This window comes from Micromonospora salmantinae, from assembly GCF_022230905.1.
Taxonomy (GTDB): domain Bacteria; phylum Actinomycetota; class Actinomycetes; order Mycobacteriales; family Micromonosporaceae; genus Micromonospora; species Micromonospora salmantinae.
In genome coordinates this window covers 209165-232775 of record NZ_JAKKFG010000042.1, presented here as the reverse complement: position 1 = coordinate 232775, position 23611 = coordinate 209165, and the positions used below count along the sequence as shown (strand labels likewise).

General features: G+C 73.0%; 20 protein-coding genes. 6 read left to right on the top strand and 14 right to left on the bottom strand.

Going from position 1 to position 23611, the window contains the following annotated elements; translation table 11 throughout:
* Nucleotides 1-32 precede the first annotated feature (32 nt).
* Nucleotides 33-203: a hypothetical protein gene (locus PSH03_RS24980; protein ID WP_167362519.1), complete on the bottom strand. Its 171-nt coding sequence runs from the start codon at nucleotides 201-203 to the stop codon at nucleotides 33-35.
* A gap of 207 nt (nucleotides 204-410) precedes the next feature.
* On the opposite strand from PSH03_RS24980, the gene PSH03_RS24975 reads away from it, so the two are divergent.
* Nucleotides 411-1097, top strand: coding sequence for a DUF4191 domain-containing protein (locus PSH03_RS24975; protein WP_091407420.1), 687 nt, complete (start codon nucleotides 411-413; stop codon nucleotides 1095-1097).
* Between the two features lie 227 nt (nucleotides 1098-1324).
* Here PSH03_RS24975 and PSH03_RS24970 read toward each other — a convergent pair whose 3' ends face one another.
* Nucleotides 1325-1723, bottom strand: a complete 399-nt coding sequence (locus tag PSH03_RS24970; protein WP_308194398.1) for an RDD family protein — start codon at nucleotides 1721-1723, stop codon at nucleotides 1325-1327.
* Between the two features lie 263 nt (nucleotides 1724-1986).
* Between PSH03_RS24970 and glnA (PSH03_RS24965) the strand changes: the two genes are divergently transcribed.
* Nucleotides 1987-3411 (top strand): type I glutamate--ammonia ligase, encoded by a 1425-nt coding sequence (gene glnA, locus PSH03_RS24965; RefSeq protein ID WP_112671701.1) that lies wholly within the window; start codon nucleotides 1987-1989, stop codon nucleotides 3409-3411.
* 168 nt (nucleotides 3412-3579) lie between these two features.
* Here the strand turns inward: glnA (PSH03_RS24965) and mptB (PSH03_RS24960) are convergent, their stop codons facing one another.
* Genes mptB (PSH03_RS24960) through PSH03_RS24940 form a run of 5 tightly spaced genes read right to left on the bottom strand, consistent with a single transcriptional unit; the run spans nucleotide 3580 to nucleotide 11915 of the window.
* Nucleotides 3580-5052: a polyprenol phosphomannose-dependent alpha 1,6 mannosyltransferase MptB gene (gene mptB / locus PSH03_RS24960; protein WP_307850693.1), complete on the bottom strand. Its 1473-nt coding sequence runs from the start codon at nucleotides 5050-5052 to the stop codon at nucleotides 3580-3582.
* 14 nt (nucleotides 5053-5066) lie between these two features.
* Nucleotides 5067-6467: a polyprenol phosphomannose-dependent alpha 1,6 mannosyltransferase MptB gene (gene mptB, locus PSH03_RS24955; RefSeq protein WP_238690580.1), complete on the bottom strand. Its 1401-nt coding sequence runs from the start codon at nucleotides 6465-6467 to the stop codon at nucleotides 5067-5069.
* Between the two features lie 48 nt (nucleotides 6468-6515).
* Nucleotides 6516-8135 carry a hypothetical protein gene (locus tag PSH03_RS24950; RefSeq protein WP_238690579.1) on the bottom strand — a complete coding sequence of 540 codons (1620 nt, stop codon included), beginning with the start codon at nucleotides 8133-8135 and terminating at the stop codon, nucleotides 6516-6518.
* A complete protein-coding gene (locus PSH03_RS24945; RefSeq protein ID WP_238690578.1) occupies nucleotides 8128-11148 on the bottom strand; it encodes a bifunctional [glutamine synthetase] adenylyltransferase/[glutamine synthetase]-adenylyl-L-tyrosine phosphorylase in 3021 nt (1006 codons plus the stop codon). Before PSH03_RS24945 ends, PSH03_RS24950 begins: the two co-directional genes overlap by 8 nt.
* Entirely contained in the window at nucleotides 11148-11915 is a 768-nt protein-coding gene (locus PSH03_RS24940) for a type 1 glutamine amidotransferase (protein ID WP_210787071.1), read from the bottom strand. Before PSH03_RS24940 ends, PSH03_RS24945 begins: the two co-directional genes overlap by 1 nt.
* Nucleotides 11916-12028: 113 nt before the next feature.
* Here PSH03_RS24940 and PSH03_RS24935 point away from each other — a divergent pair, with 113 nt between their 5' ends.
* Nucleotides 12029-12964: a S66 peptidase family protein gene (locus PSH03_RS24935; RefSeq protein ID WP_238690577.1), complete on the top strand. Its 936-nt coding sequence runs from the start codon at nucleotides 12029-12031 to the stop codon at nucleotides 12962-12964.
* 160 nt (nucleotides 12965-13124) lie between these two features.
* Here PSH03_RS24935 and PSH03_RS24930 read toward each other — a convergent pair whose 3' ends face one another.
* The gene (locus tag PSH03_RS24930; protein ID WP_238690576.1) at nucleotides 13125-14009 is read right to left on the bottom strand and encodes a Vgb family protein; all 885 of its coding nucleotides are present in this window, start codon (nucleotides 14007-14009) and stop codon (nucleotides 13125-13127) included.
* Between the two features lie 185 nt (nucleotides 14010-14194).
* Here PSH03_RS24930 and PSH03_RS24925 point away from each other — a divergent pair, with 185 nt between their 5' ends.
* Nucleotides 14195-14665: a hypothetical protein gene (locus tag PSH03_RS24925; RefSeq protein ID WP_210787427.1), complete on the top strand. Its 471-nt coding sequence runs from the start codon at nucleotides 14195-14197 to the stop codon at nucleotides 14663-14665.
* A 241-nt stretch (nucleotides 14666-14906) separates the two neighbouring features.
* Here PSH03_RS24925 and PSH03_RS24920 read toward each other — a convergent pair whose 3' ends face one another.
* The 4 genes from PSH03_RS24920 to glnA (PSH03_RS24905) form a co-directional block, all read right to left on the bottom strand.
* Nucleotides 14907-15290, bottom strand: a complete 384-nt coding sequence (locus PSH03_RS24920) for a VOC family protein (RefSeq protein ID WP_112582648.1) — start codon at nucleotides 15288-15290, stop codon at nucleotides 14907-14909.
* A gap of 153 nt (nucleotides 15291-15443) precedes the next feature.
* A complete protein-coding gene (locus PSH03_RS24915; RefSeq protein WP_210787426.1) occupies nucleotides 15444-16136 on the bottom strand; it encodes a helix-turn-helix transcriptional regulator in 693 nt (230 codons plus the stop codon).
* A gap of 159 nt (nucleotides 16137-16295) precedes the next feature.
* Nucleotides 16296-16721 (bottom strand): DUF350 domain-containing protein, encoded by a 426-nt coding sequence (locus tag PSH03_RS24910; RefSeq protein WP_210787425.1) that lies wholly within the window; start codon nucleotides 16719-16721, stop codon nucleotides 16296-16298.
* An 89-nt stretch (nucleotides 16722-16810) separates the two neighbouring features.
* Nucleotides 16811-18160, bottom strand: a complete 1350-nt coding sequence (gene glnA / locus PSH03_RS24905; protein WP_210787424.1) for a type I glutamate--ammonia ligase — start codon at nucleotides 18158-18160, stop codon at nucleotides 16811-16813.
* Nucleotides 18161-18445: 285 nt separating this feature from the next.
* On the opposite strand from glnA (PSH03_RS24905), the gene PSH03_RS24900 reads away from it, so the two are divergent.
* Nucleotides 18446-20203 (top strand): NAD+ synthase, encoded by a 1758-nt coding sequence (locus PSH03_RS24900; protein WP_210787423.1) that lies wholly within the window; start codon nucleotides 18446-18448, stop codon nucleotides 20201-20203.
* 209 nt (nucleotides 20204-20412) lie between these two features.
* Nucleotides 20413-21258: a 3-methyl-2-oxobutanoate hydroxymethyltransferase gene (gene panB / locus PSH03_RS24895; RefSeq protein WP_210787422.1), complete on the top strand. Its 846-nt coding sequence runs from the start codon at nucleotides 20413-20415 to the stop codon at nucleotides 21256-21258.
* Nucleotides 21259-21326: 68 nt separating this feature from the next.
* On the opposite strand, the gene npdG is transcribed toward panB, so the two are convergent.
* Nucleotides 21327-22025 carry an NADPH-dependent F420 reductase gene (gene npdG / locus PSH03_RS24890; RefSeq protein WP_238690575.1) on the bottom strand — a complete coding sequence of 233 codons (699 nt, stop codon included), beginning with the start codon at nucleotides 22023-22025 and terminating at the stop codon, nucleotides 21327-21329.
* Nucleotides 22026-22141: 116 nt separating this feature from the next.
* Nucleotides 22142-23572, bottom strand: a complete 1431-nt coding sequence (locus tag PSH03_RS24885) for an RNB domain-containing ribonuclease (protein WP_238690574.1) — start codon at nucleotides 23570-23572, stop codon at nucleotides 22142-22144.
* Nucleotides 23573-23611: the final 39 nt, after the last annotated feature.

The following is a 23611-nucleotide window of genomic DNA, read 5'->3' as shown; positions in this document are numbered from 1 at the left end:
CGCGGCGGGCGTGGCGGCCGCGCTGGGCGCGGTCACCGGCGGGCGTCGCCGGTGCGACCAGCCTGCCTGCGCCGGCCCAACCACCCGCGGCTGACCGGACGGGACAGCGACCGGGCGAGCCGGTCCGCGGCCGCGTCGGCGCGCAGCTCGGCGGCGTGGGTACGGTGCAGGGTGAGCAGGAAATCCGCGTCGTTGCCGAACATGTCGGGCTCCTTCGTGGTGTCGTCGTCTTCTGCTGACGACTCTTCGCGCGAAGGCCCTGTCCCGGCATGGGCACGGCGCCTCATCTTCCCCGCCCACAGCCTCCTTACCCGGCCGCTCGGGGCGCGTACGGCGACGTAAGGTACTCAGCTGCCCCGGCACCCGGACGCGGATCAACCGGGTCGGCGGCGACCACTAGACTCTGCGACATGGCAAAGCCCCAGGAGAAGGTCTCGTTCGGCCAACGGCTGAAGCAGATCGGGATGGTGTTCCAGTTCACCGCCAAGCAGGACCGGTGGTTCGCGCCGCTGGTCGCCGCCGCGGTGCTCATCCCGCTCGCCCTCACCGTGGTCGCGGTCATCCTCTGGAGCTGGATCTGGCTGCCGATCGGCATCCTGTTCGTCCTGCTCGCGGTGCTGATCGTGCTCAACCTGCGGTCCAACAAGGCGATGATGAACGCCGCCGAGGGGCAGCCCGGCGCGGCGGCGCAGATCATGGAGAACATGCGTGGCGACTGGCGGGTGACCCCGGCGGTCAGCTCGACCACCCAGATGGACATGGTCCACCTGGTGATCGGCCGCCCGGGCGTGATCCTGCTGGCCGAGGGCAACCCGCAGCGGGTGCGCGGTCTGCTCGGCCAGGAGAAGCGGCGGCTGTCCAAGGTGATCGGCTCCGCTCCCCTGCACGACTACGTGATCGGGCAGGAGGAGGGCGAGCTGCCGATCCGCAAGCTGCGGACGACGCTGCTGCGCCTGCCCCGCGCCCTCTCCGGCAAGGACGTCAACTCGCTGGACAAGCGACTCAAGGCGCTCACCGCCCGGCCACAGATGCCCAAGGGCGCGATCCCGAAGAACATGCGGCCGCCAGGCGCCTTCCGCCAGTCGCGGGGCCGCTGACCTCAGGTGTACGCGTAAAGGAGCCGGACCCCACCTGGGTCCGGCTCTTTTACGTACACCCTCATGTGCACCCGTCCCGACGCGCCGCCCGCCTCTGGCCACCCTCGCCATGATCGTGCTCGAGCCTGGATGTAGTGGCCTCGCGCGCGGCGGAGGCCACCAGATCGTGGATCGAGTGCGATCTTGCGGTTCGTGCGGCCCCGGACCGGCCTAGGGAGGGGTCGGCGTCAGCCTCGGGGGGCGTCGACGATGACCGAGCCGGCGATTCGGTCGTGCAGGCCGCGCCGGTGCTCGTCCATGATCAGTGCGGGGACGACGAGGGCCAGCAGCAGGCCACGGATCAGCCCCCGGAGCACGCCGATCCGGCCACCGTCGCGCCAACCCACACAGCGGATCTTGGTGATGTACATGCCCGGCGTCTGGGCGAACAGGCCGAGGAAGATGCCGTACTCCAGGACGAGCACCAGCACCGGCGCCCAGCCGTCGCGTACCGGGTCGGCGAAGAAGTTGGACACCAGCAGGCAGAGCACCCAGTCGATGATCAGCGCACCGAACCGCCGACCGAGGCTCGGCGCGGTGAAGGTGGGGTCGGTGGCCGGCGCTGCCGGGAGGTGCGGATTGGTCACAGCGGTCAAGGGTATCCGCGCCGGGATGAGGGCTTGCCGGGTGCCGTCGCCGCTGTGTGCCGATTCAGGCCAAAGGCATCAGATGTCATTACACTGGCACAGTCGGTACGGCGTTCCTGGCGGGCCGGAGGCGCGGACCGGGGCGTCGCTGACGCTCCGCGAGGGACGTAACACGGCAGAAACAACGGAGACACGGCCGGGCAACCCCCCGGCCCTAGCGTCGCCAGAAGCCTAGCCACCCCGTGGACGTGCCAGGAGGATGTGTGTTCGCCAATCCCGAGGAACTGCTGCGATACCTCAAGAACGAGGACGTGAAGTTCGTCGACGTTCGTTTCTGTGACCTGCCCGGCGTGATGCAGCACTTCAATCTGCCGGTCGAGTCCGTCAACGACGACCTCTTCACCGACGGCCTCGCGTTCGACGGTTCGTCGATCCGCGGTTTCCAGGCGATCCACGAGTCGGACATGCTCCTGCTCCCGGATGTCGCCACCGCGTTCATCGACCCGTTCCGCGCACAGAAGACGCTCGCGCTCAACTTCTTCATCCACGACCCGTTCACCCGCGAGGCCTACAGCCGCGACCCGCGCAACGTCGCGAAGAAGGCCGAGGCGTACCTCGCGGCCAGCGGCATCGCCGACACCGCGTACTTCGGCGCCGAGGCGGAGTTCTACATCTTCGACTCGATCCGCCACGAGACCTCGGCGCACCAGTCGTTCTACTACATCGACTCGATCGAGGGCGCCTGGAACACCGGCCGCGAAGAGCCGGGCGGCAACCGCGGCTACAAGACCGCGTACAAGGGCGGCTACTTCCCCGTCCCGCCGGTCGACCACTACGCCGACCTGCGTGACTCGATCGTGCGCCGCCTGGTCGACACCGGCTTCAACGTGGAGCGCTCGCACCACGAGGTGGGCACCGCCGGCCAGTCCGAGATCAACTACCGGTTCTCCACCCTGCTGCACGCCGGTGACCAGCTCCAGCTCTTCAAGTACATCGTGAAGAACGAGGCCTGGGCCAACGGCAAGACCGCGACGTTCATGCCCAAGCCGCTCTTCGGCGACAACGGCTCCGGCATGCACACCCACCAGAGCCTCTGGCTCAACGGTGAGCCGCTGTTCTACGACGAGACCGGCTACGCCGGCCTGTCCGACATGGCCCGCTGGTACATCGGCGGTCTGCTGCACCACGCGCCGTCGCTGCTGGCCTTCACCAACCCGACGATCAACTCGTACCGCCGTCTGGTGCCGGGCTTCGAGGCGCCGGTCAACCTGGTCTACTCGCAGCGCAACCGGTCCGCCTGCACCCGCATCCCGGTGACCGGCGCGAACCCGAAGGCCAAGCGCGTCGAGTTCCGCGTCCCGGACCCGTCGGCCAACGTCTACCTGGCCTTCTCGGCCATGATGATGGCCGGCCTCGACGGCATCAAGAGCAAGATCGAGCCGCCGACGCCGATCGACAAGGACCTCTACGACCTCCCGCCGGAGGAGTGGGGCGACGTCAAGCAGGTGCCGGGCTCGCTGTCGGCAGTGCTCGACTCGCTCGAGGCCGACCACGACTACCTGCTCGACGGCGGCGTCTTCACCCCCGACCTGATCTCCACCTGGGTCGACTGGAAGCGCGCCAACGAGGTCGACCCGGTGCGTCTGCGCCCGACCCCGCACGAGTTCGCCATGTACTACGACTGCTGAGCAGTCAGACGCACGACGACTGCTGAGCAGTCGCTGGAACACCGGCCGGGCCGGCTCCGCTCACCGCGGAGCCGGCCCGGTTCGCTCTGCCTGACGCCCCGCCCCTCCGGCACCCGATCATGAGGTTGGCGGGGCGTTCCGTCCAGATTGCCCCCGTCAACCTCATGATCAACGACGGCGGGCGGTGCGGGTGGTGCGGACGAGCACGGTCAGGAGCAGGGCGGTCATCGCCAGGGCACCGGGCGCCTTGGTGACGCGGGCCAGGTTGGTGCCGTCGGGCAGGGCGAGGAAGGCTGCCGCTGCGGTGGGCAGCACGAACCAGGTCGTGCGGGCGGCGGTGAGCGCCAGCAGCGCCAGCGGCCAGGTCGCGTACCAGGGGTGGAAGACCGGGGACAGGACGACGGTGGCGACCAGCGCCAACGCCGCGCCGTGCAGCGCCACCCGGGACCGCGCCACCCGAGGACACCCAGCCTCCTCGTTCAGCCCGCGCAGGGTCTGCCAGGCCCGCCACCAGAGCACCAGCAGCACCCCGACGAGCAGCAGCAGCGCGACCGCCCGGACAACAGGCACCGCCTGCGGGTCCCGGCCGACCAGCGCGCCGGTGTAGTCCACCACGAAGCCCACGGCGGTGGATGGTGACGTCCACTGCTCCGAGTCGCCGCTGTGGGTCAGCCCGCCCACCCAGCCGAAGCCGAGGCCGGACACCGCCGAGGTGACCAGCAGCGCGGCGAGCAGCCCTCCGGCCAACCAACCAGCGTGGCGCAGCAACGCCCGGACGGTGTACCGGTCGGGCATCCCGGCCAGCACGGCGAACGGCACCACCACCACGGCGCTGGCCTTCACAGTGACCGCCAGCCCGAGCAGCGCTCCGGCCAGCAGCAGCGCCGCCGGCCGACCTGGTCGACGGACCACGACCAGCAGTCCACCCAGCAGCAGGCCCAGCATCACGGCGTCGTTGTGCGCGCCGGCCACCAGGTGTACACCGACCAGCGGACCGGCCAACGCCAACCAGACCGCCCGCCGGGCCGGCACCCCGGCCGCCCGCGCCAGAGCGGGCAGGCAGAGCGCTGCCAGCAGCAGCCCCGCAACGGCGATCACGCGCAGCGCCACGATGGTCCCGGTGAGCCCGCCGCCGAGGCCGACGGCGAGGGCCGCGAGCAGGACGAACACCGGCCCGTACGGTGCCGGGGTGTCCCGCCAGATCGGCGCCACCGTATCCAGCCAGGGGCAACCCGCCGCCGCCACCCCCACCGTGTACGGGTCGACGCCGTGCGCGTACGTCCAGCCCTGGCAGGCGTACGAGTAGACGTCCCGGCTGCCCAGCGGCGGCGCGAGCAGCAGCGGTAGCGCCCACAGCCCGGCAGTGACGTACGCCCAACGGGTCGACGGCGCGCCCTCGCGCAGTGACCACCACGCCCCGACCAGCAGCACGGTGCCGATCAGCCAGCAGCTCAGCGTCGCCGGGCCGTTCGGGGTTCGCCAGATCGACGCGGGTGTCACGCCCAGCGGGGCGTCGGGCAGTGCCCCGCCGAGGTATCCGGCCACGGCGAGCAGGACCGCGCCGGCCAGGCCCGCGTACCGGGCACCCAATGACGCCAACGACACAGGCGGCGGCGGAACAGGCGGGCCGGGAGCGGTCACCGGCGCACCTTCCCTCAATCGGCGGCGACCGGCTGACGGGCCGCCCGAGCCGACCGTACCAACCGGATGACCAGCACGATCACCAACAGCGTCATCAGCGGCGCACCGACCGTCTTGGTGTACCTGGGCAACCCGGTGCCGTCGGGCAGCACCAGGAACGACGCGACCAGGGCGACGACTGTGAACCATCTGGTGCGCTGGGCGGTGGCCGCCAGCACGAACAGCGGCCAGCTCCAGTACCAGGGGTGTACGACGGGGGCGAGCGCGACGGTGAGGGCGAGCGCGAGGCCGGCGTGGTACAGCGGGTCGCGGGTGCGGGCCCGCCACCAGAGCCAGACGAGCAGGACGGCCAGGAGGACCACGGCGATCCCGCGGGTGACCGGCAGCGCGTCGATGTGGCCGCCGAACAGCGCCGCGACGTACCCGACCGTCTGCCCCACCGCGGTCGGCGGGGACGTCCAGGCGATGGCGGCGCCACCCTGGGACAGCCCGCCGATCCAACCGAAGTCCAGCCCACCGGCGACTGTCACGCCGACCACGCTGGCGACCGCGCCGCCGACGACCCAGCCGCCGTCGCGGATCAGCGTGCGGATCCGGTACGGCCCGGCGGTGGCCGCCAGTGCGGCGAACGGCACCACCACCACGGCGGTCACCTTGATCGCCACCGCGACTCCGAGGAGCAGGCCGCCGACCAGCAGCATTCCGCGCCGACCCGGGTGCGCCGCCACCACGGCCAGCCCACCGACCAACGCGGCGAGCATCAGCACGTCGTTGTGGGGGCCACCGATCAGGTGCGCGGCGACCAGCGGGGAACCCAACGCCAGCCACACCGCCCGCTTCGCCGGCACACCGGCCCGACGCGCCAGCGCCGGCAGGGCCCACGCGGTGAGGACCACGCCGACCAGCGACAGCGCACGGAACAGCACGATGCTGGCGGTCAGCGAACCGGTGGCCTTCACCACGGCGCCCGCGATGAGCACGAACAGCGGCCCGTACGGCGCCGGGGTGTCGCGCCAGATGACCGAGACCGTGTCCAGCCAGGGGCAGGGCAGCGCGGAGACGCCCTGCTCGTACGGGCTGATGCCGCCGACGAAGCTGGCGCCCTGGCAGGCGTACGCGTACACGTCCCGGCTGCCGAAGGGCGGTGCGATCAGCAACGGCAGCAGCCAGAGCCCGACGGTGACCAGGGCCCACCGCGTCGAGGGTCCCCCGTCGCGCAGCGCCCACCAGGCGTACGCCATCAGGCCGGTGCCGACCAGCCAGGCGGCGAGGATCAGTGGGCCGTTGGGCCCCTGCCAGATGCTGACCGGGGTGCTGCGCAGGGGGCCGCTGGGAAACGCGCCGCCGAGGAAAGCGGAGAGCGCGAGCAGCATTGAGCCGGCCAGGCCGGTCCAGCGCGCGAGGTGGGAAGGCACGCCGGACATGCTGCCAGCCCGTCGGTGGAAGGCCGACGGCAGGCACGGTCAGCAGTGGCGCGCCGGTGCCAGCCCACTGAAGATCGAGTAGTCGCCGGCGGCGCGGACCCGCACCTCGGTCCACCCGTCCGCGCCCGGTCGCAGACAGCCGTCCGGGCCGCTCACCGTGAGCCAGCGCGACCAGCGCACCCGGACCGGCACGTCCCCGGGCGTGGCGGTCAGGCGAACCGCGCCGCGGTCGGCGGCGACCAGTTGACCCGGCGCACCGACCAGCGGGGTCGGATCGACCACTGCGTACATCCGCCAGGTCGGGTCACGCCAGACCTCCCGCAGGTACGGCAGGCCGGCGCGGATCAGCGCGGCCTCGTCGCGGCCCCACCGGTCGGCGGGTGCGTCCGGGGCGAGCACCACGTAGCTCACCGCCTCGTGCCGTAACCACTGCTCGTACGTCTGCGCGTTCAGGTTGCCGTCGTAGAACAGCGCGTTGCGGTCGCTGTCGACCTGGCGTTCCCAACCTCGGGCCAGTGGCACTGTCGGCGGCAGGTACGCGGACTCCCAGTGGTCGCGCAGCGGCACCACCTCGACCCGTCCGGCCGGCTGCCGCCGGTCGAGTTCGGCGACGAGCGGTTGGTAGAAGCCTTCGGCGCTCTCCGGTGCGCCGGCCCGGGTCACGTCGCTCGTCATCACCGGGGACTGCCACCAGACGGTCGCGGCGAGCAGCCCGGCCAGCCACGGCCCCGGCAACGCGGCGTACCCGGCCAGCACGGGCAGGGCGAACAGCATCGGCAGCCGTAGCGCGTTGGAACCGATCGGGCTGGGCACGTAGTACGCCCCGATCAGGAGCAGCACGGTGAGCGCCGCGCCGACGCGCAGCACCCGGCGGCGACGCGGCAGCACGACCGCCACCAGCACCGCGAGCGCGACGTTGATGCGCATCGACTCGGCCGAGTACGGCTGGGTTCCGCCGTTGCCGAAGACGAACGCCATCGGGGCGAGCGTGACGGCGGGTGCCACGGCCAGGACGAACCCCTCGGCCAGTGGTCGCTCGGCTCGCCAGCCTCCGGGCAGCGGGCGGCCCGGCCCGTCACCGGTGCGCAGGGCGCCCAGCAGCAGCGCCGCGCCGGCCAGCCCGGTGAACAGGCCGGCGACCGGGCTGGCCGCCGTCGCCAGGGCGGCGCAGACGGCGGCGAGCGTCAACCGGAGCCAACGCGGCGGGCGTTCCACGCTGACCGCGCAGAGCGCCAGCAGCCCGAACGCCAGCCCGACCGCGAAGGTGATCCGACCACTCGCCAGGTTGCCGACCAGCACCACAGCGCCGAGGACGCCGGCCAGCAGCGGTCGGCGGGCCCGGTTGCGGGTGAACAGCCAACCCAGCGCGGCCGCGCCGACCACGGCGGCGACCGCCCCCAGCGGACGCACCCCGATCAGCGCGCCCAACCTGGCCGTGAAGAGGCTGTAGCCGTACTGGTTGACGCCGCCGTACCAGCCGAAGTCGACCGGCGCGGCCCCGTACCGCTCGGTGAACCCGGCACGGGCCACCTGGGCGGCGAGGTCGGTGCCCATCGGCGGCGCGAGGAGGAACGCGACGGCGAGCAGCGCCGCCACAGCGGTCGCCGCCGTCCAGCCCGCGACGCTCCGCCCGGTTGGGGGCGGCGACGCGTCAGGCATCGAGGACCCGTTCGGCGGCGGCGCGGGAGCGGCGGCCGGTGCGCAGGTACTCGTCGAGGAACTCCCCCGGGTCGTCTCGGCCGAGCAGCCGGGCCACCCCGGCCAACTCCACCCCGTGCCGGGGCAGTTGGTCGCCGGCCCGGCCCCGGACCAGCATCAACGCGTTGCGGACCTGCGCGGCCAGGGCCCAACCGGCGGCCATCTCCGCGGCGTCCGCCGGGTCGATCAGGCCGGCCCGCTCGGCCGCCGCGAGGGCGTCGAGGGTACGCGTGCCACGCAGCGCCGGGTTCGCGCCGGCGTGCCGGAGCTGGACGAGTTGCACCGCCCACTCCACGTCGGCGAGCCCACCGCGCCCCAGCTTGGTGTGGGTGGCCGGGTCGGCGCCACGGGGCAGCCGTTCGGTCTCCACCCGGGCCTTGATTCGCCGGATCTCGACGACCTGCTCGCGGGTCAGCCCGTCGGCCGGGTAGCGCACCGGCTCGATCATCGCCTCGAACTCGGCGCCCAGGTCGGCGTCGCCGCAGACGAACCGGGCGCGCAGCAGTGCCTGCGCCTCCCACACCCGCGACCAGCGGGCGTAGTACTGCGCGTACGCGGCGAGGCTGCGTACCAGCGGACCCTGGCGGCCCTCCGGTCGCAGGTCGGCGTCGACGCCCAGCGGCGGGTCGGGGGCGGGTACGCCGAGCAGCCGGCGCAGTTCCTCGGCGACGGCGTGCGCGGCGGCGCTGGCGGCGCTCTCGCTGGTGCCCGGCGGCGGGTCGTAGACGAAGAGCACGTCGGCGTCGGAGAGGTAGTTCGACTCGTACCCGCCGAGTCGGCCCATGCCGATCACCGCGAACCGCAGCCCTGCCGGTGCCGGCTGGCTGGCCTGGGCGGCCCGCAGCGCGGCGGCCAGGGTGGCGTCGGTGACGTCGGCGAGCGCCGTACCGACCTCGGTGATGTCGGACAGCCCGCGGGCGGGCCGGTTCGCGCCGTCGGGCCTGGTGGGGCTGGGCGCGAGCGCGCCGGCCCGGCAGAGCACGTCGGCGCAGGCCACCCGGACCAGCTCGCGACGTCGCAGCGCGCGCACCGCGCTGGTGGCCTCGACCGGGTCGGTGTGTCGGGCCGCCGCCGCCAGGAACCCCTCCCGCAGCACCTCGGGCGCGCGTGGCGTCAGCTCGTTCTCCTCGGCCAGCAGGCGCAGCGCCTCCGGGTCGCGGGCGAGCAGGTCGGCGACGTACCGGGACAGCGCGAGGACCCGGGCCAGCCGACGGGCGACCGGGCCGCCGTCGCGCAGCAGCCGCAGATACCAGGGGGTGCTGCCCAGCTTGTCGGAGACCTTGCGGTAGTTGAGCAGCCCCCGGTCCGGCTCCGGCGCGTCGGCGAACTCGCTGAGCAGCACCGGCAGCAGGGTGCGCTGGATGGCCGCCGTGCGGCTCACCCCGCCGGTGAGCGCCTGCAGGTGGCGCAGCGCGCCGGCCGGGTCGGCGAAGCCGAGGATCTCCAGGCGGTTCCTGGCCGCCTCCGGGGTGAGCCGCAACCCGTCCGCCGGCACCCGGGCCACCGACTCCAGCAACGGCCGGTAGAGCAGTTTGGCGTGCAGTCTGCGTACCTCGGTGGCGTGGGTGACCCACTCGGCCCGGAAGCTCTCCACGGCGCTGCGCCCCGGCGCGGCCGTGAAACCCAGCGCGGCGGCGAGCCAGCGCAGCGCGCCCGGCTCGGCGGGCACCGTGTGCGTACGACGCAGGCCCTGGAGTTGCAGCCGGTGCTCGACGCTGCGCAGGAAGCGGTAGCCGCGCAGCAGGGCCTCGCCGTCGGCCCGACCGACGTAACCGCCGGCGACGAGCGCGCGCAACGCCGGGATGGTGCCGGGCGGGCGCAGCGTCTCGTCGCCGCGACCGTGCACGAGTTGCAGCAACTGGACGGCGAACTCGATGTCGCGCAGCCCGCCCGGACCGCGCTTGATCTCGCGCTCCAGCTCCTTCGGCGGGATGTGGTCGATGATCCGGCGGCGCATGGCGCGGACGTCCTCGACCGCCTCGGGCCGCTCGGCCGCCCGCCAGACCAGCGGCGCGAGCTGGTCGATCCACTCCTGGGCCAGCGGCAGGTCCCCGGCGGCCGGGCGGGCCTTGAGCAGCGCCTGGAACTCCCAGGTGCGCGCCCACCGCCGGTAGTAGGCCAGGTGGCTGGCGAGGGTCCGCACCAGCGGGCCGCGGCTGCCCTCGGGGCGCAGCGCGGCGTCCACCGGCCAGGCGACCAGCCCACAGATGTAGATCAACCGGGTCGCCACCAGGGTCGCGGCGGACAGGTCGGCATCCTCGGCGGCGACGAAGATGACGTCCACGTCGGAGACGTAGTTCAGCTCGCCGCCGCCGCACTTGCCCATCGCCACGACCGCGAGCCGGGGCCGCTCGGTCCCCTCCGCCAGCTCCGCGACAGCGATCTCGTACGCCGCGGAGAGCGTCGCGTCGGCCAGCGCGGAGAGCGCCGCCATCGTCTGTTCCAGGCCGCGACCGCCGGTCAGGTCGGCCGCCGCGATCCGCAGCAACGCCAGGCGGTACGCGGTCCGCAGCGCCGCCACCGCGTTGCCGCCGTCGGCCGGTTCCAGCCGCCCCTCGGCGGTCGGGGCGAGCCCGTCCGGAGCGGTCCGCAGCGCCTGGTAGTGCTCGGGGTGGGCCACCAGGTGGTCGCCGAGCGCCGCCGACGCGCCGAGCACCGCGATCAGCCGCCGCCGTAGCCCGGGGTCGTTGTGCAGGTCCGCGAGCAGCGGCGATGCGGCACCGCCGTCGGTGGTGCGACCCTCGGCCTCCACGATGCGGTGCAGTTGGCGCAGCGCCAGGTCCGGGTCGGCGGCCCGGGACAGCGCGGCGAGCAACTCCGCGGCGGCCTCGTCGACCGGCTCCTGCTCGGCCGGCTGCCACAGCCGCAGCCCCTCCGGGCCGAGCAGGTCCGCGGCGCGCGCGCCGCCGTCGCCTTCGGCGGTGCCGAAGCCGTACCGGGCGAGCCGGCCCGGTGCCCTGGTCGGCCGGCTCATCAGTGCCCGAGCAGCGGCAGGCCGCGCCGCATCGTGCTGTCGTCCAACTCGCCGAGGGCCAACGCGGCGAACCGGGCGGCGAACGGCTGCCAGACCTCCTCGACGTCGGGCAGCACCGAGGCGCAGGCCGCGACCACCAGCTCCGGGTCGTAGCCCAGCTCGGCGAGTTGGGTCGAGTCGGTGGCCCAGTCGGCGATCATCGCGGCGTCGCACTCGATGTGGAACTGCAACCCCCACGCCCGGTCACCGAGGCGGAACGCCTGATGCGGGTAGCGGGTGGACGCGGCCAGCAGGGTCGCGCCCCGAGGCAGCTCGGTGATCTCGTCGGAGTGCCACTGGAGCACGTCCGGGATCAGCGGCACGTACCGGAACAACGGGTCGTTCTCGGCGGCGTCGCGCCGGCCGACCACGCCGGGGCCGATCTCCGGCCCGGACGGGCTGCGCTCCACCAACCCGGCGTGCGCGGTGGCGAGCAGCTGCGCGCCCAGGCAGACCGCCAGGGTCGGCACTCGGTACCGGACCGCCTTGCGCAGCAGGCCCTCCACGGCGGGAAACCAGTGCGCGCCGGGCGAGCCGTCCGGCAACGGGTACGCCTGTTGGTCGCCGCCGAGCACCACCAGCGCCGCGTACCCCTCCAGATCGGCGGGGAGTTCGTCGCCGGCGTGCGGGCGCACCACCCACAGCTCCAGCCCAGCCTCGGTCAGCCACTCACCCAGCCGGCGCGCGTCGTCCGTCGGGTCGTTCTCGATCACCAGCGCGGTTGCCACCCGTCGAGGCTAGCCGGTACGCCCCACGGCACCACGCCCCGGCACGGGCCGCGCTTCCTCCCGCCGCCCGTGCACAGGTCCCGACCACGGCGGGGTGATTAGGCTCTGCGGTTGTGATCAGCGAGGACACCACAGCCGTACGCCCGCCCGTGCTGCGCCCGGGTGACACGGTGCTGCTGGTGTCGCCGTCCGGGCCGACCTCCCCGGAGCGGGTGGCCCGGGGCATGGAACTGCTCACCGGCTGGGGCCTGCGCCCGGTGCCGGCGCCGAACGCGTACGCCCGCCACGGCTACCTCGCGGGCACCGACGACCTGCGCGCCGCCGACCTGAACGCGGCCTTCGCCGACCCGGACGTGCGAGGGGTGATCTGCACTCGCGGCGGCTACGGCGCCCAACGGATCGTGGACGCCATCGACATGGCCGCCGTCCGCCGCGACCCGAAGGTGGTGGCCGGCTTCTCGGACATCACCGCGTTGCAGTTCGCGCTGTGGCGGGGCGCCCGCCTGGCCGGAGTGCACGGCCCCGGGGCAGCCTGGCGCGACGAGCGGACGCCGCTGCGCTCCGCCGAATCCCTGCACGCGGCGCTGATGACCACCGAACCGGTGTCGATCACCGCGGTCCCCACCGAGGAGACCTTCGGCGTACGCGTCCCGGGTCGCGCCACCGGCACCCTGCTCGGCGGCAACCTGTGCATGATCGCCGCGTCGATCGGCACGCCCGACCTGCCCGACCTGACCGGTGCGGTGCTGTTGATCGAGGACGTGCAGGAGCCCCCGTACAAGGTCGACCGGATGCTCACCCACCTGCGCCGGGCCGGCGCGCTGGACGGACTGGCCGGGGTGGCTGTCGGGCAGTTCACCGACTGCGGCGACGGCTGGGAAACCACAATCGTCGACGTACTCACCGAACGCCTGGGCGACCTGGGCGTACCGGTCCTCGGCGGCCTCCCCATCGGCCACGGCCCCAACCAGCTCACAGTCCCGGTGGGCACAACCGCCACCCTCGACACCACCACCGCCACCCTCACCGCAACCCCCGCAGTCCACTAACCCCCACCCCCACCCCCACCCCACCCCTCCCCTCCCCCCTCCCCGGTGATCAAGAGGTTTGCGTCATGTCCGGAGCGGATCCTGACGGAAACCTCTTGATCAACCAGGGCGGGGCTGAGGGGGACGGGCGGGTCGCCAGTTCAGGCGGGGGTCGGTGGGCTTAGGGGGGTGGGGTTAGGTGGGCTATGGCGCCGATTTCCAGGGCGGCCCAGATGCCGGTGGAGGTGCGGGTGATGCCGTGCGGTTCGGCGTTGGGAGTGGGTAGGGCGTAGCCCTCGATCCGTCCGGCGGGGTCGAGGTGACCGATCCGGTTGGCGCCCCACTCGGTGAACCACGCGCCGCCGTCCGGATCGGCCACGATCGCGTGCGGGCGGGCCGCCCGGTCCGGCAGCGGGAACTCGGCGATCTCGCCGTCCGGGTCGATCCGGCCGAGCTGACCGGCGGCGATCTCCACGAACCAGATGACGCCGTCATCGCCCAGCGTGATGCCGACCGGCCCCGCCTTCACTGTGGGTAACGGATGCAGCGTCACCCTGCCGTCGAGGTCGATGCGACCGATCGCATTGGCCTGGTTGAGGGTGAACCAGAGAGCCTGGTCCGCGCCAGCAGTGATCATCGAGGCGAATCCGCCGGTCACCGGCAGCGGGAATGCGGTGTGGGTGCCGTCGGTCTCCACCCGGCCGATGGTGTCGGAGGTCATCCCGGCGTACCAGAGCGCGCCATCAGGCCCAGCCGCGATGCCACCCGGCCCGGTACCGGCCGGCAGGGCGACAGTGCGCTGCTCACCGTCGACGGTGATCCGACCGATCCGGTCGTCTCCCGAGCGGGTGAACCAGAGCGCCCCGTCCGGCCCGGCCGTGATGATCAGCGGGCGACCGCCGGCCGGCTCCAGCGGGTAGGTCCGGACCGCGCCGTCGGGCGACAACCGGGCGATGCCGCCGGCCTGGGCCAGCGTCAGCCACAGCGCGCCGTCCGGGCCGGGCGTGATGCCGTACGGCCCGGCGCCCGGCTCGACGAGTGGAATCTCCCGAATCTCGACGGTCATGCCGTGGGGTCCTTCCGTCGGTGGATCGTCCACCCTGACCGCTCGGCCACCGCCCACACAACCGATTTCGCCCGCTGCCGGCCCTGATTGTCAGCTCGCTGACAGGGTCGCCACGGCTTCCGCCCAGACTGCCCGGTCACTGTCGGTGACGACAGCGCACGATGACCGAACCTCTGGAGGACAGCATGTCCCGCACCATCCGCAGGAAGCACCTGCTGGCCGGCCTGGCCACCGCCGGCGTCCTCGGCGTCGGGATCGCGGCCCCGACGATCGCGTTCGCCGCCGACACTTCCACGCCGACACCGAGCGCCAGCACCGCCCCGGCTCCCGGCGGGGCTCCGGGTGCGAAGGCCGACCGGCAGGGCGAGTTCGCCGAGGCGCTCGCCAAGGAGCTGGGCGTGCCCACCGACAAGGTGACCGCCGCACTGGAGAAGATCCGCGAGCAGCACCGCCCGACCGACCGCCCGCAGCGCCCGTCCGCCGAGGACCGGCAGGCCGCGCTCAAGCAGCGCCTGGACCAGGCCGTCAAGGACGGCAAGCTCACCCAGGAGCAGGCCGACGCCATCACCAAGGCCGTCGAGGCCGGCGTCTTCCCCGGCCCCGGCGGCCACCGCGGTCCAGGCGGCCACCACGGCGCTGGTACGCCCGGCAAGTAGTCCGGCGAGTCCGGCCCCGGCAGGCACGAGCAGGCCGGGGCCGAACTCGGTACGGCCCGGGCAGGCCGGGGCCGGCCTCGGCACGCCCCGGGCAGCCGGCAGCCGGCCTCGCACGCCCCGGGCAGCCCGCGGCCGGCCTCGGCACGCCCCGGGGCAGACCCGGTCCGCCCTGTTGGCCCGACCCAGAGCCAGCCCGAGCGACAGTCAGGCCAGCCGGGCATCAGCCCGGCCCTGGAAGGGGTCAGGGCTGCGGGGGCGGGGGCGTGAAAACACCCAGGTGGTTGCCGGCCGGGTCGAGTAGGTGGGCCAGTGTGAGACCGCTCGGTGCCGTACGCGCTGGCACCAGGACCCGGCCGCCGGCAGCTTCGGCCTGTCGGCAGGTCTCCGCCACGTCGGCGACTTCGGCGTAGAACACCGCGTAGTTCGGCGACGTCCCGTCAGTTGCCCGGATCGCCCCGCCGATCCCGGTGTCGCCGCCGGCCCCGGTCACGCGGTAGGACCCGCCGTTGGTCGAGCCCTGCTCCTCGAAGGTCCAGCCGAACAACTCTCCGTAGAACCGCTCCGCGTCCTCGGGCCGGTCGGTGCCGATCTCGAACCAGGTGATGGGCGTGGTGGACCTGGACATCTACTGCCTCCAGAATTTCCGTGCCGGCCGTTCGGCCGTCGTCTGGAGCAGTCTCGGGGCCGTTGGCGACAGCGTCCTGTCGGTGTTTCCGGATCACCCGGCGGGGTTTCCAGCGACGAGACCCACCCTGGCCCGCCGCGCCGCGGACGGGTCTCAGACCAGGCTCAGTGGGCGGACCCGCTCGTGCGGGATGTCGAGATCCGTCAGGCGTAGCTCCCGGGTCACCACGTCGGGCAGCGCCCAGACGCTCCGGATCCGGTCCGTGCGGAAGCACCGCAGCTCATCGCGGAGACGGCACCAGGCGACCAGGTACCAGTGTCGGGAGTTGCCGAGGTAGCCGACTGGTTCGACGTCACGGGTCGAGTCGGCGCCGGCACGGTCGGCGTACCGGATGCGCAGCACGCGCCGCGCGGCGACCGCGTCGGCGACGGTGGCCGGGACGGGCGCGGCTGGCCCGTCGCCGATCAGGTGCACCCGGCCGGCGAGACGGTGCGCCTCGGCGGCGTCGGCGGCCGGCAGCACAGCGACCAGCTTGCGCAGCGCGGTGGCGGCCGGCCCGGCGAACGGCGAGCCGGCGAGCCGGTGCAGCGCCACTGCCATAGCCACCGCCTCGGCGGCGGTCAGGTTTACCGGCGGCAGGGTGCGGGCGCGGTCCAGGACGTAGCCGCCGGTGCGCCCGGGTTCGGCCCAGATCGGCACCCCGGCCTCCTGCAACGCGCCGAGGTCCCGTTCGATGGTCCGGCTGCTCACCTCGAAGCGCGCGGCCAGCCAGCGGGCGCTGCGCGGCCGAGGTGACACCGCCCGCAGCTCCTCGACCAGTGCGTAGAGGCGATCCGTGCGGTTCATGCCCCGCACGCTACGGCCGGGGTACGACGCCCTCCGGCGACCGCCCGCACGGCAAAGCGGACGACCGCCACAACGACGCCGACAACCGCCCACCCGGCAACGCGGACAGCAGCCACGGCGACGCGGACAACCGCCCGCACAGCGACGCGGGCAGCTGGCTCAGGCGATGCAGGCGCAGACGATCAGCGCGGCCCCGAAGTGGGTGGCGGCGCTGACCCGGGCGGCCGGGTGCGGCTCGGGCGAGCAGATGACCTCGCCGAGCTTGCCGGGGGTGAGCAGGTCCAGCACCACGAAGGCCAACGCCATGATCGCCAACCCGACCAGTCCGAAGACCACGGTGGAGGCGAGCCCCTTGCCGAAGTCGCTGTAGCTGGTGAGGATCGCGGTGAAGACGATTCCGGCGATGCCGAGCTGGTTGGCGGCGAGCAGCAACCCCGCGTTGGCGTTGCGCTCGACCCAGATCAGGTCTCGCAGCCGACCCGGGGTGAGCAGGTCGACGAGCCCGAAGCCGGCGGCCATGAGGCCGACGCCGACGAGCCCGAACACGACGCTCTGCCAGGCACCGCTGAACAGATCCTCCAGCACCGACTTGCCTCCCGACTCTCCGCCCGGAGGGGTACCGGCGCGGTGATCGAGACGATAGCGGCAGCGCGCAACGGCGTCAGCCCCCGCGTCTACAGGGCCAGGTAGCGCTGCCGCTCGTACGGGGTGACCTCACGGCGGTACTGCTCCCACTCGGCCCGCTTGTTGCGCAGGAAGAAGTCGAAGACGTGCTCGCCGAGCACCTCGGCGACCAGTTCGGACCCGGCCATCACGTCGATCGCCTCGGCGAGGTTCTCCGGCAGCGCCTCGTAGCCCATGGCGCGCCGCTCCGCGCTGGTCAGCGACCAGACGTCGTCCTCGGCGCCCGGCGGCAGCTCGTACCCCTCCTCGATGCCCTTCAGGCCGGCGCCGAGCAGCACCGCGAAGGCGAGGTACGGGTTGGTCGCCGAGTCCAGCGAGCGGACCTCGACCCGGGCCGAGTTGGGCTTGCCGTAGGCGGGAACCCGGACCAGCGCGGACCGGTTGAGGTGACCCCAGCAGACGTACGCCGGGCTCTCGGTGATCCGGTCGGGCAGGTGCTGCGGGAAGAGCCGCTTGTACGAGTTGACCCACTGGTTGGTGACCGCCGTGTACTCGCGGGCGTGCACCAGCAGACCGGCGATGAACGACTTCGCCACCTTGGACAGCTTCATCGGGTCGCCGCTGTCGTGGAAGGCGTTGCGCTCCCCCTCGAACAGCGACAGGTGGGTGTGCATCCCGCTGCCCGGCTGGTCGGTGAACGGCTTCGGCATGAAGCTGGCCTGCACACCGGTGGAGAGTGCTACCTCCTTGACCACGTGCCGGAAGGTCATGATGTTGTCGGCGGTGGTGAGCGCGTCGGCGTAGCGCAGGTCGATCTCCTGCTGGCCGGGGGCGACCTCGTGGTGGCTGAACTCCACCGAGATGCCGATCCGTTCCAGGGCCAGTACGCCCTGGCGGCGGAAGTCCCGGGCCACGGCGTGGGTGGTGTGCTCGAAGTAGCCGCCGGTGTCGACCGGGGTGGGCACCGAGCCGTCCTGCGGACCGTTCTCGAGCAGGAAGAACTCGATCTCGGGGTGGGTGTAGAAGGTGAAACCCTTCTCGGCTGCCTTGGACAGCGCACGGCGCAGCACGTGCCGGGGGTCGGCCCAGGACGGGCCGCCGTCGGGCAGCAGGATGTCGCAGAACATCCGGGCGCTCTCGCCGCTGACGCCGCCTTCGAAGGGGAAGACCTGGAAGGTGGTCGGGTCGGGCATGGCAACCATGTCCGATTCGAAGACCCGGGCGAAGCCCTCGATCGCCGAGCCGTCGAAGCCGATGCCTTCCTCGAAGGCCGCCTCGAGCTCGGCGGGTGCCACCGAAACGCTCTTGAGCGTGCCCAGAACGTCGGTGAACCACAGCCGGACGAACCGGATGTCCCGCTCTTCCAGCGTGCGGAGGACGAACTCCTGCTGACGGTCCACTTCCCCAACCCCTCGCGACACTCTTTTGTCCGCCTTGGCCGGGCTGTACCCGACCTGATCGCCCAGTGTTCCCGGGCCTGGTTACGCAGACGTTACGCGAACTGCCGCCGGCCGTCCTCTCGTGTCCCGCCCGGCGAGCGCGGGGCCAGTGCCGGGCCGCCGAGGCCGCCGCCACGATGGCCGAGCTCCCGCCGCCGCGGCCTCGGGGACGCCCGTCGCGGCGGGTGGCGGCAATCTCGTCGGAGGGTACGGATTGTCGCGACGAGGCTGGGGCAAGATGAAGGCATGCCCACCCTGCGTCTCGCCCTGTCCCAGGTCAACCCGAGCGTCGGCGACCTCGCCGGAAACGCCGACCTGGTCCGCAGCTGGACTCGCCAGGCCGCCGATGCCGGTGCCCAGCTGGTGCTCTTCCCGGAGATGATGCTGACCGGGTACCCGGTCGAGGACCTCGTCTTCCGGCGTTCCTTCGTCGCCGCGTCCCGGGCCGCCGTGGAGCGGCTGGCCGCCGACCTGGCCGCTGACGGTCTCGGCGAGCTGCCGGTCGTGGTCGGTTACCTGGACGCCGACGGTCCGCCGCAGGTCAGCGGGGACGCCGAGCCGGGCCGAGGTGCCCGCAACGCCGCCGCGCTGCTGCACCGGGGCGTCGTGGCCGCCCGCTACTTCAAGCACCACCTGCCCAACTACGGGGTCTTCGACGAGGACCGGTACTTCGTCTCCGGTGACGCGCTGACAGTGGTGCGGATCGGCGGCGTGGACGTCGCGCTGACCATCTGCGAGGACCTGTGGCAGGCCGGCGGTCCGTTCGCCGCGGCCCGGAGGGCCGGCGTCGGCCTGGTCGTCAACATCAACGGCTCGCCGTACGAGCTGAACAAGGACGACATCCGGCTGCCGCTGGTCCGCCGCCGGGCCGCCGAGGCGGGCGCCGCCATCGCGTACGTCAACATGACCGGCGGCCAGGACGAGCTGGTCTTCGAGGGCGACTCGATGATCGTGGGCGCCGACGGTGAGCTGCTCACCCGGGCCCCGCAGTTCGTCGAACACCTGCTCGTCCACGACGTCGAGTTGCCGGCCGCCGCCACCGGGCCGACCACCGAGACGCTGGCCGACGGGATGCGGATCGTGCACAGCACGCTGGACGGCATTCCGCCCACGCCGTCCGGCCCGGCCGCCACCGGCGGGCTGATCGAGCCGGTGGCCGACGAGGCCGAGGTGTGGCAGGCGCTGGTGCTGGGTCTGCGCGACTACGTCAACAAGAACCGGTTCCCGTCGGTGGTGCTCGGTCTCTCCGGCGGCATCGACTCGGCGGTGGTGGCGGCGCTCGCCGTCGACGCGCTCGGGCCGGACCGGGTGGTCGGGGTGTCGCTGCCCAGCCAGCACTCCTCGGAGCACTCCCGGGAGGACGCCGCCGACCTGGCCAAGCGCACCGGCCTGGACTACCGCGTCGAGCCGATCCAGCCGATGGTCGACGGCTTCCTGGCCAACCTGTCGCTGTCCGGCGTGGCAGTGGAGAACCTGCAGGCCCGGGTCCGTGGCGTGATCCTGATGGCGCTGTCGAACCAGGAGGGCCACCTGGTGCTGACCACCGGCAACAAGAGTGAGCTGGCGGTCGGCTACTCCACCCTGTACGGCGACTCGGTGGGCGGCTTCAACCCGGTCAAGGACGTCTGGAAGACGCTGATCTGGCGGCTCGCGAAGTGGCGCAACAGGGACGCGGCACGGCGCGGTGAGACCGCCCCGATCCCGGAGAACTCGATCGGCAAGCCGCCGAGCGCCGAGCTGAGCCCGGGCCAGCTCGACAGCGACAGCCTGCCCGACTACGACGTCCTGGACCCGATCCTCATCGGCTACGTCGACGGTGACCTCGGCCGCGACGGGTTGGTCGAGTCGGGTCACGACCCGGCGATCGTGGACAAGGTGCTGCGGCTGGTGGATACCGCCGAGTACAAGCGACGGCAGTCGGCGCCGGGCACGAAGATCTCCATGAAGGCGTTCGGCCGGGACCGCCGTCTGCCGATCACCAACCGGTGGCGCGAGCACGGCTGAGCCGTACCCCTGGGGGTGCCGGGTCGGTGGCGCGGCCCGGCGCCGCCGCGCGGTGACCTCGCGGCGCGGTCGCGGGTGGCCAGGTGGGGCGGCCCCGCGCTGGTGGAGTGACATCTTGCACTGGGCCCTGCCGTCAGCCCGTCTCGCGGTGCGACGATCGCGGCGGAACCCGGGGACCGCGCAGGCGGCCTCGAGGAAGGGAGACAGAGATGGTGGAGTCCACTCCGCACGAGGTGACCGCGTTGTACGGCGGCCCGGCCACCCGACGGGTCCGCACCCGCGACCTGACGGCCGCCAAGGAGCGCGGCGAGCGGTGGCCGATGCTCACCTCGTACGACCAGTACACGGCGTCGATCTTCGACCAGGCCGGTGTTCCGGTGCTGCTGGTCGGCGACTCGGCCGCGAACAACGTGTTCGGCTACGAGACCACCCTGCCGATCACCGCCGACGAGCTGCTTCCGCTGGTCCGGGCCGTGGTGCGGGCGACCCGGCAGGCGCTGGTCGTCGGTGACCTGCCGTTCGGCTCGTACGAGGAGGGCCCGGCCCAGGCGCTGCGCACCGCCGTCCGGTTCATGAAGGAGGGTGGCTGTCACGCGGTGAAGTTGGAGGGTGGCCGCCGAAACGCCGCGCAGATCGCCGCGATCGTCGGCGCTGGTATTCCGGTGATGGCGCACATCGGTTTCACCCCGCAGAGTGAGCACACCCTGGGCGGCTACCGCGTGCAGGGTCGCGGCGACGCCGCCGACGAGGTGCTGGCCGACGCGCGGGCGGTGGCGGAGGCGGGCGCGTTCGCCGTGGTGTTGGAGATGGTGCCCGGCGAGGTGGCCAAGCGGATCACCCACGAGCTGCCGATCCCCACTGTGGGCATCGGCGCGGGCCCGGACACCGACGCGCAGGTGCTGGTCTGGCAGGACATGGCCGGGCTTCGGACGGGCAAGGCACCCCGTTTCGTCAAGCGGTACGCGGATCTGGCCGGCGCTCTCACCGACGCCACCCGCCGTTTCGCCGACGAGGTCCGCGGCGGCGAGTTCCCCGCCGCCGAACACACCTTCTAGTACCGGGCACGGCGTGATCCACCCGGCTTTGCCTTTGCCGAGATCAGGGGTGGATCACGCCGCTCCTGTCAGAGGTCGGTGACGCGGATGCCGGCGTGCGCCTTGTAGCGCTTGTTGATGGCGATCAGGTTGGCGGTGAACGCCTCGATCTGGTGGGCGTTGCGCAACCGGCCGGCGTAGACGCCCCGCATGCCGGGAATCCGGGCGGCCAACGCGCCGACGATGTCGACCAGCTCACGGTCCTCGGTGCAGATCAGCACGTCCAGGTCGATCCGGTCGACCTCGGGGTCGGCCAGTAGCGGAGCGCTGACGTGGTTGAACGCGGCGCAGACCCGGGAGTCGGGCAGCAGCGCGGCGGCCTGCTGCACGGCGCTGCCCTCGGCGACGGTCAGCGCGTACGGGCCCTGCTTGTCGAAGCCGAGCGGGTTGACGCAGTCGACGACGATCCGGCCGGCGAGCGGCTCGGCGAGGGCTGCGACGGTGGCGGCGTGCCCGTCCCACGGCACCGCGATGATCACCACGTCGCTGCGTCGGGCCACCTCGTCGTTGGCCGCACCGGTGACGCTGCCGCCGGCCGGCACGCCGGGCAGGGCGGCGATCTCGGCCGCGGACTCGGCGGCCCGCTCAGCCGACCGGGACCCGATCAGCACCGCCTGGCCGGCCCGCGCGAACCGGTAGGCGAGGCCCCGCCCCTGGTCGCCGGTGCCGCCGATGATGCCGACCGTCAGCCCGGACACGTCGGGCAGCGTGCTCGCGTCGTATGCCATGGCCTCATCCTCGCAAACCGCTCGGTCGGTCAGCAGCGCCGAGCGCTGTGAGAATCCCCGCTGCCGCGAGCTGGTCGCGCCGGCGGGCGAGGAGTGGGCCAGCGACGGCGGCCCGGTCAGGCCAGCTCGAACAGGACGGTGCGGGCCGTCGGGTCGGCGGTGACCAGGCGGACCCGGACGCGTTCGCCGAGCGGCAGTTGGCCGAGGCAGCGGGCCCGGACCGGCGGGGCGTCCAGCGCGACGGTGCCACCGGGCGGTCGGGGCCGGGACTTGCCGTTGGGCGGGGCGTCGACGTCGAGGACGGCCGCGTCGAAGGTCTCGCCCACCCGCTGCTCCAGCACCGCCGCCTCGGCCAACTCGACGGCGCCACGCGCCGCCGCCGAGGAGACCCGGTCGGTGCTCGCCATCACCTCGGGCAGCCGGGGCAACGCGGCGCGAGCCCAGTCGGGCACCGCCTGGCCCGCGTGCAGGGCCAGGCAGACCTCGGTGGCGTACCGGTCGGCCAGTCGCCGCAACGGCGCCGTCACATGGGCGTACGCGGCTGCCACGCCACCATGTTCCGGCTGCTCCGGCAGCTCCCCGTCGAAGGCGGTGTACGCGGCACCGCGCATCAGCTCGGCAGCCTGGTCGATGAACGCTGCGGCGCGCGGCTGGGCGGCGTCCAGACCGGCGATGACCTGCCCCGGGCCCACGTCGTCCGGCCAGTGCACACCCAGCGGCGCGGCGGCGGCCCGGAGCCGCTGCACCGCCTCCGGCTTGGGCGCCGGCATCGTACGCAGCAGACCCACCCGGCCGGCCAGCATGATGTCGGCGGCGGCCATCCCGGTCAGCAGGGAGATCTGCGCGTTGTGCTCCTCCATCGGCACCGGCGCGCGCAGCACCAGCCGCCAGCCCTCACCGTCGGGCTCCAGATCCTGCTCGGGCAGTGGCAGGTTGATGGCGCCTCGGCTCAGCCCACGGGCGGTCAGCCGGTCGCCGATCTCCGGCAGCAGCGCGATCGGGTCGGGTAGCCGCCCGGCCTCGGCTGCCGCCTGCACCCCGGCGTAGTCGAGTTTGGCGCGGCTGCGGACCAGGGCGCGTTCCAGCTCGACGGCAACGGTGCCGCCGTCGGCGTCCAGGTCGATGGTCCAGACCACCGCGGCCCGGTCGTCGTCGGGCAGCAGGCTGGCAGCACCCTCGCTGAGGGTGTGCGGGTGCATCGGTACGTTGCCGTCGGGCAGGTAGATGGTCTGCCCCCGCCGCCAGGTCTCCGCCTCCAACGCCCCACCCGGGGTGACGTGCGCGGCGACGTCGGCGATCGCGTACCGCACCCGGTAGCCCCCACCGGGGCGGCGGCTGAGGTGCATCGCCTGGTCCAGGTCCCGCGAGGTGGCGGGGTCGACGGTGACGAACGGTATGTCGGTGCGGTCGACGGGCGGCTGCAGCGGTGCCGCAGCCGCCTCGTCGGCTTCACGCTGGGCGTCGGCCGGAAACTCCTCGGGCAGGCCGAGTTCGCGGCGCAACGCGCCGAAGTCGATGCGGGGCGCGAGTACGCGTCGGATGACCACGGGTCAATCCTGACAGCGCCATGGGTGATCCGCTTCCGG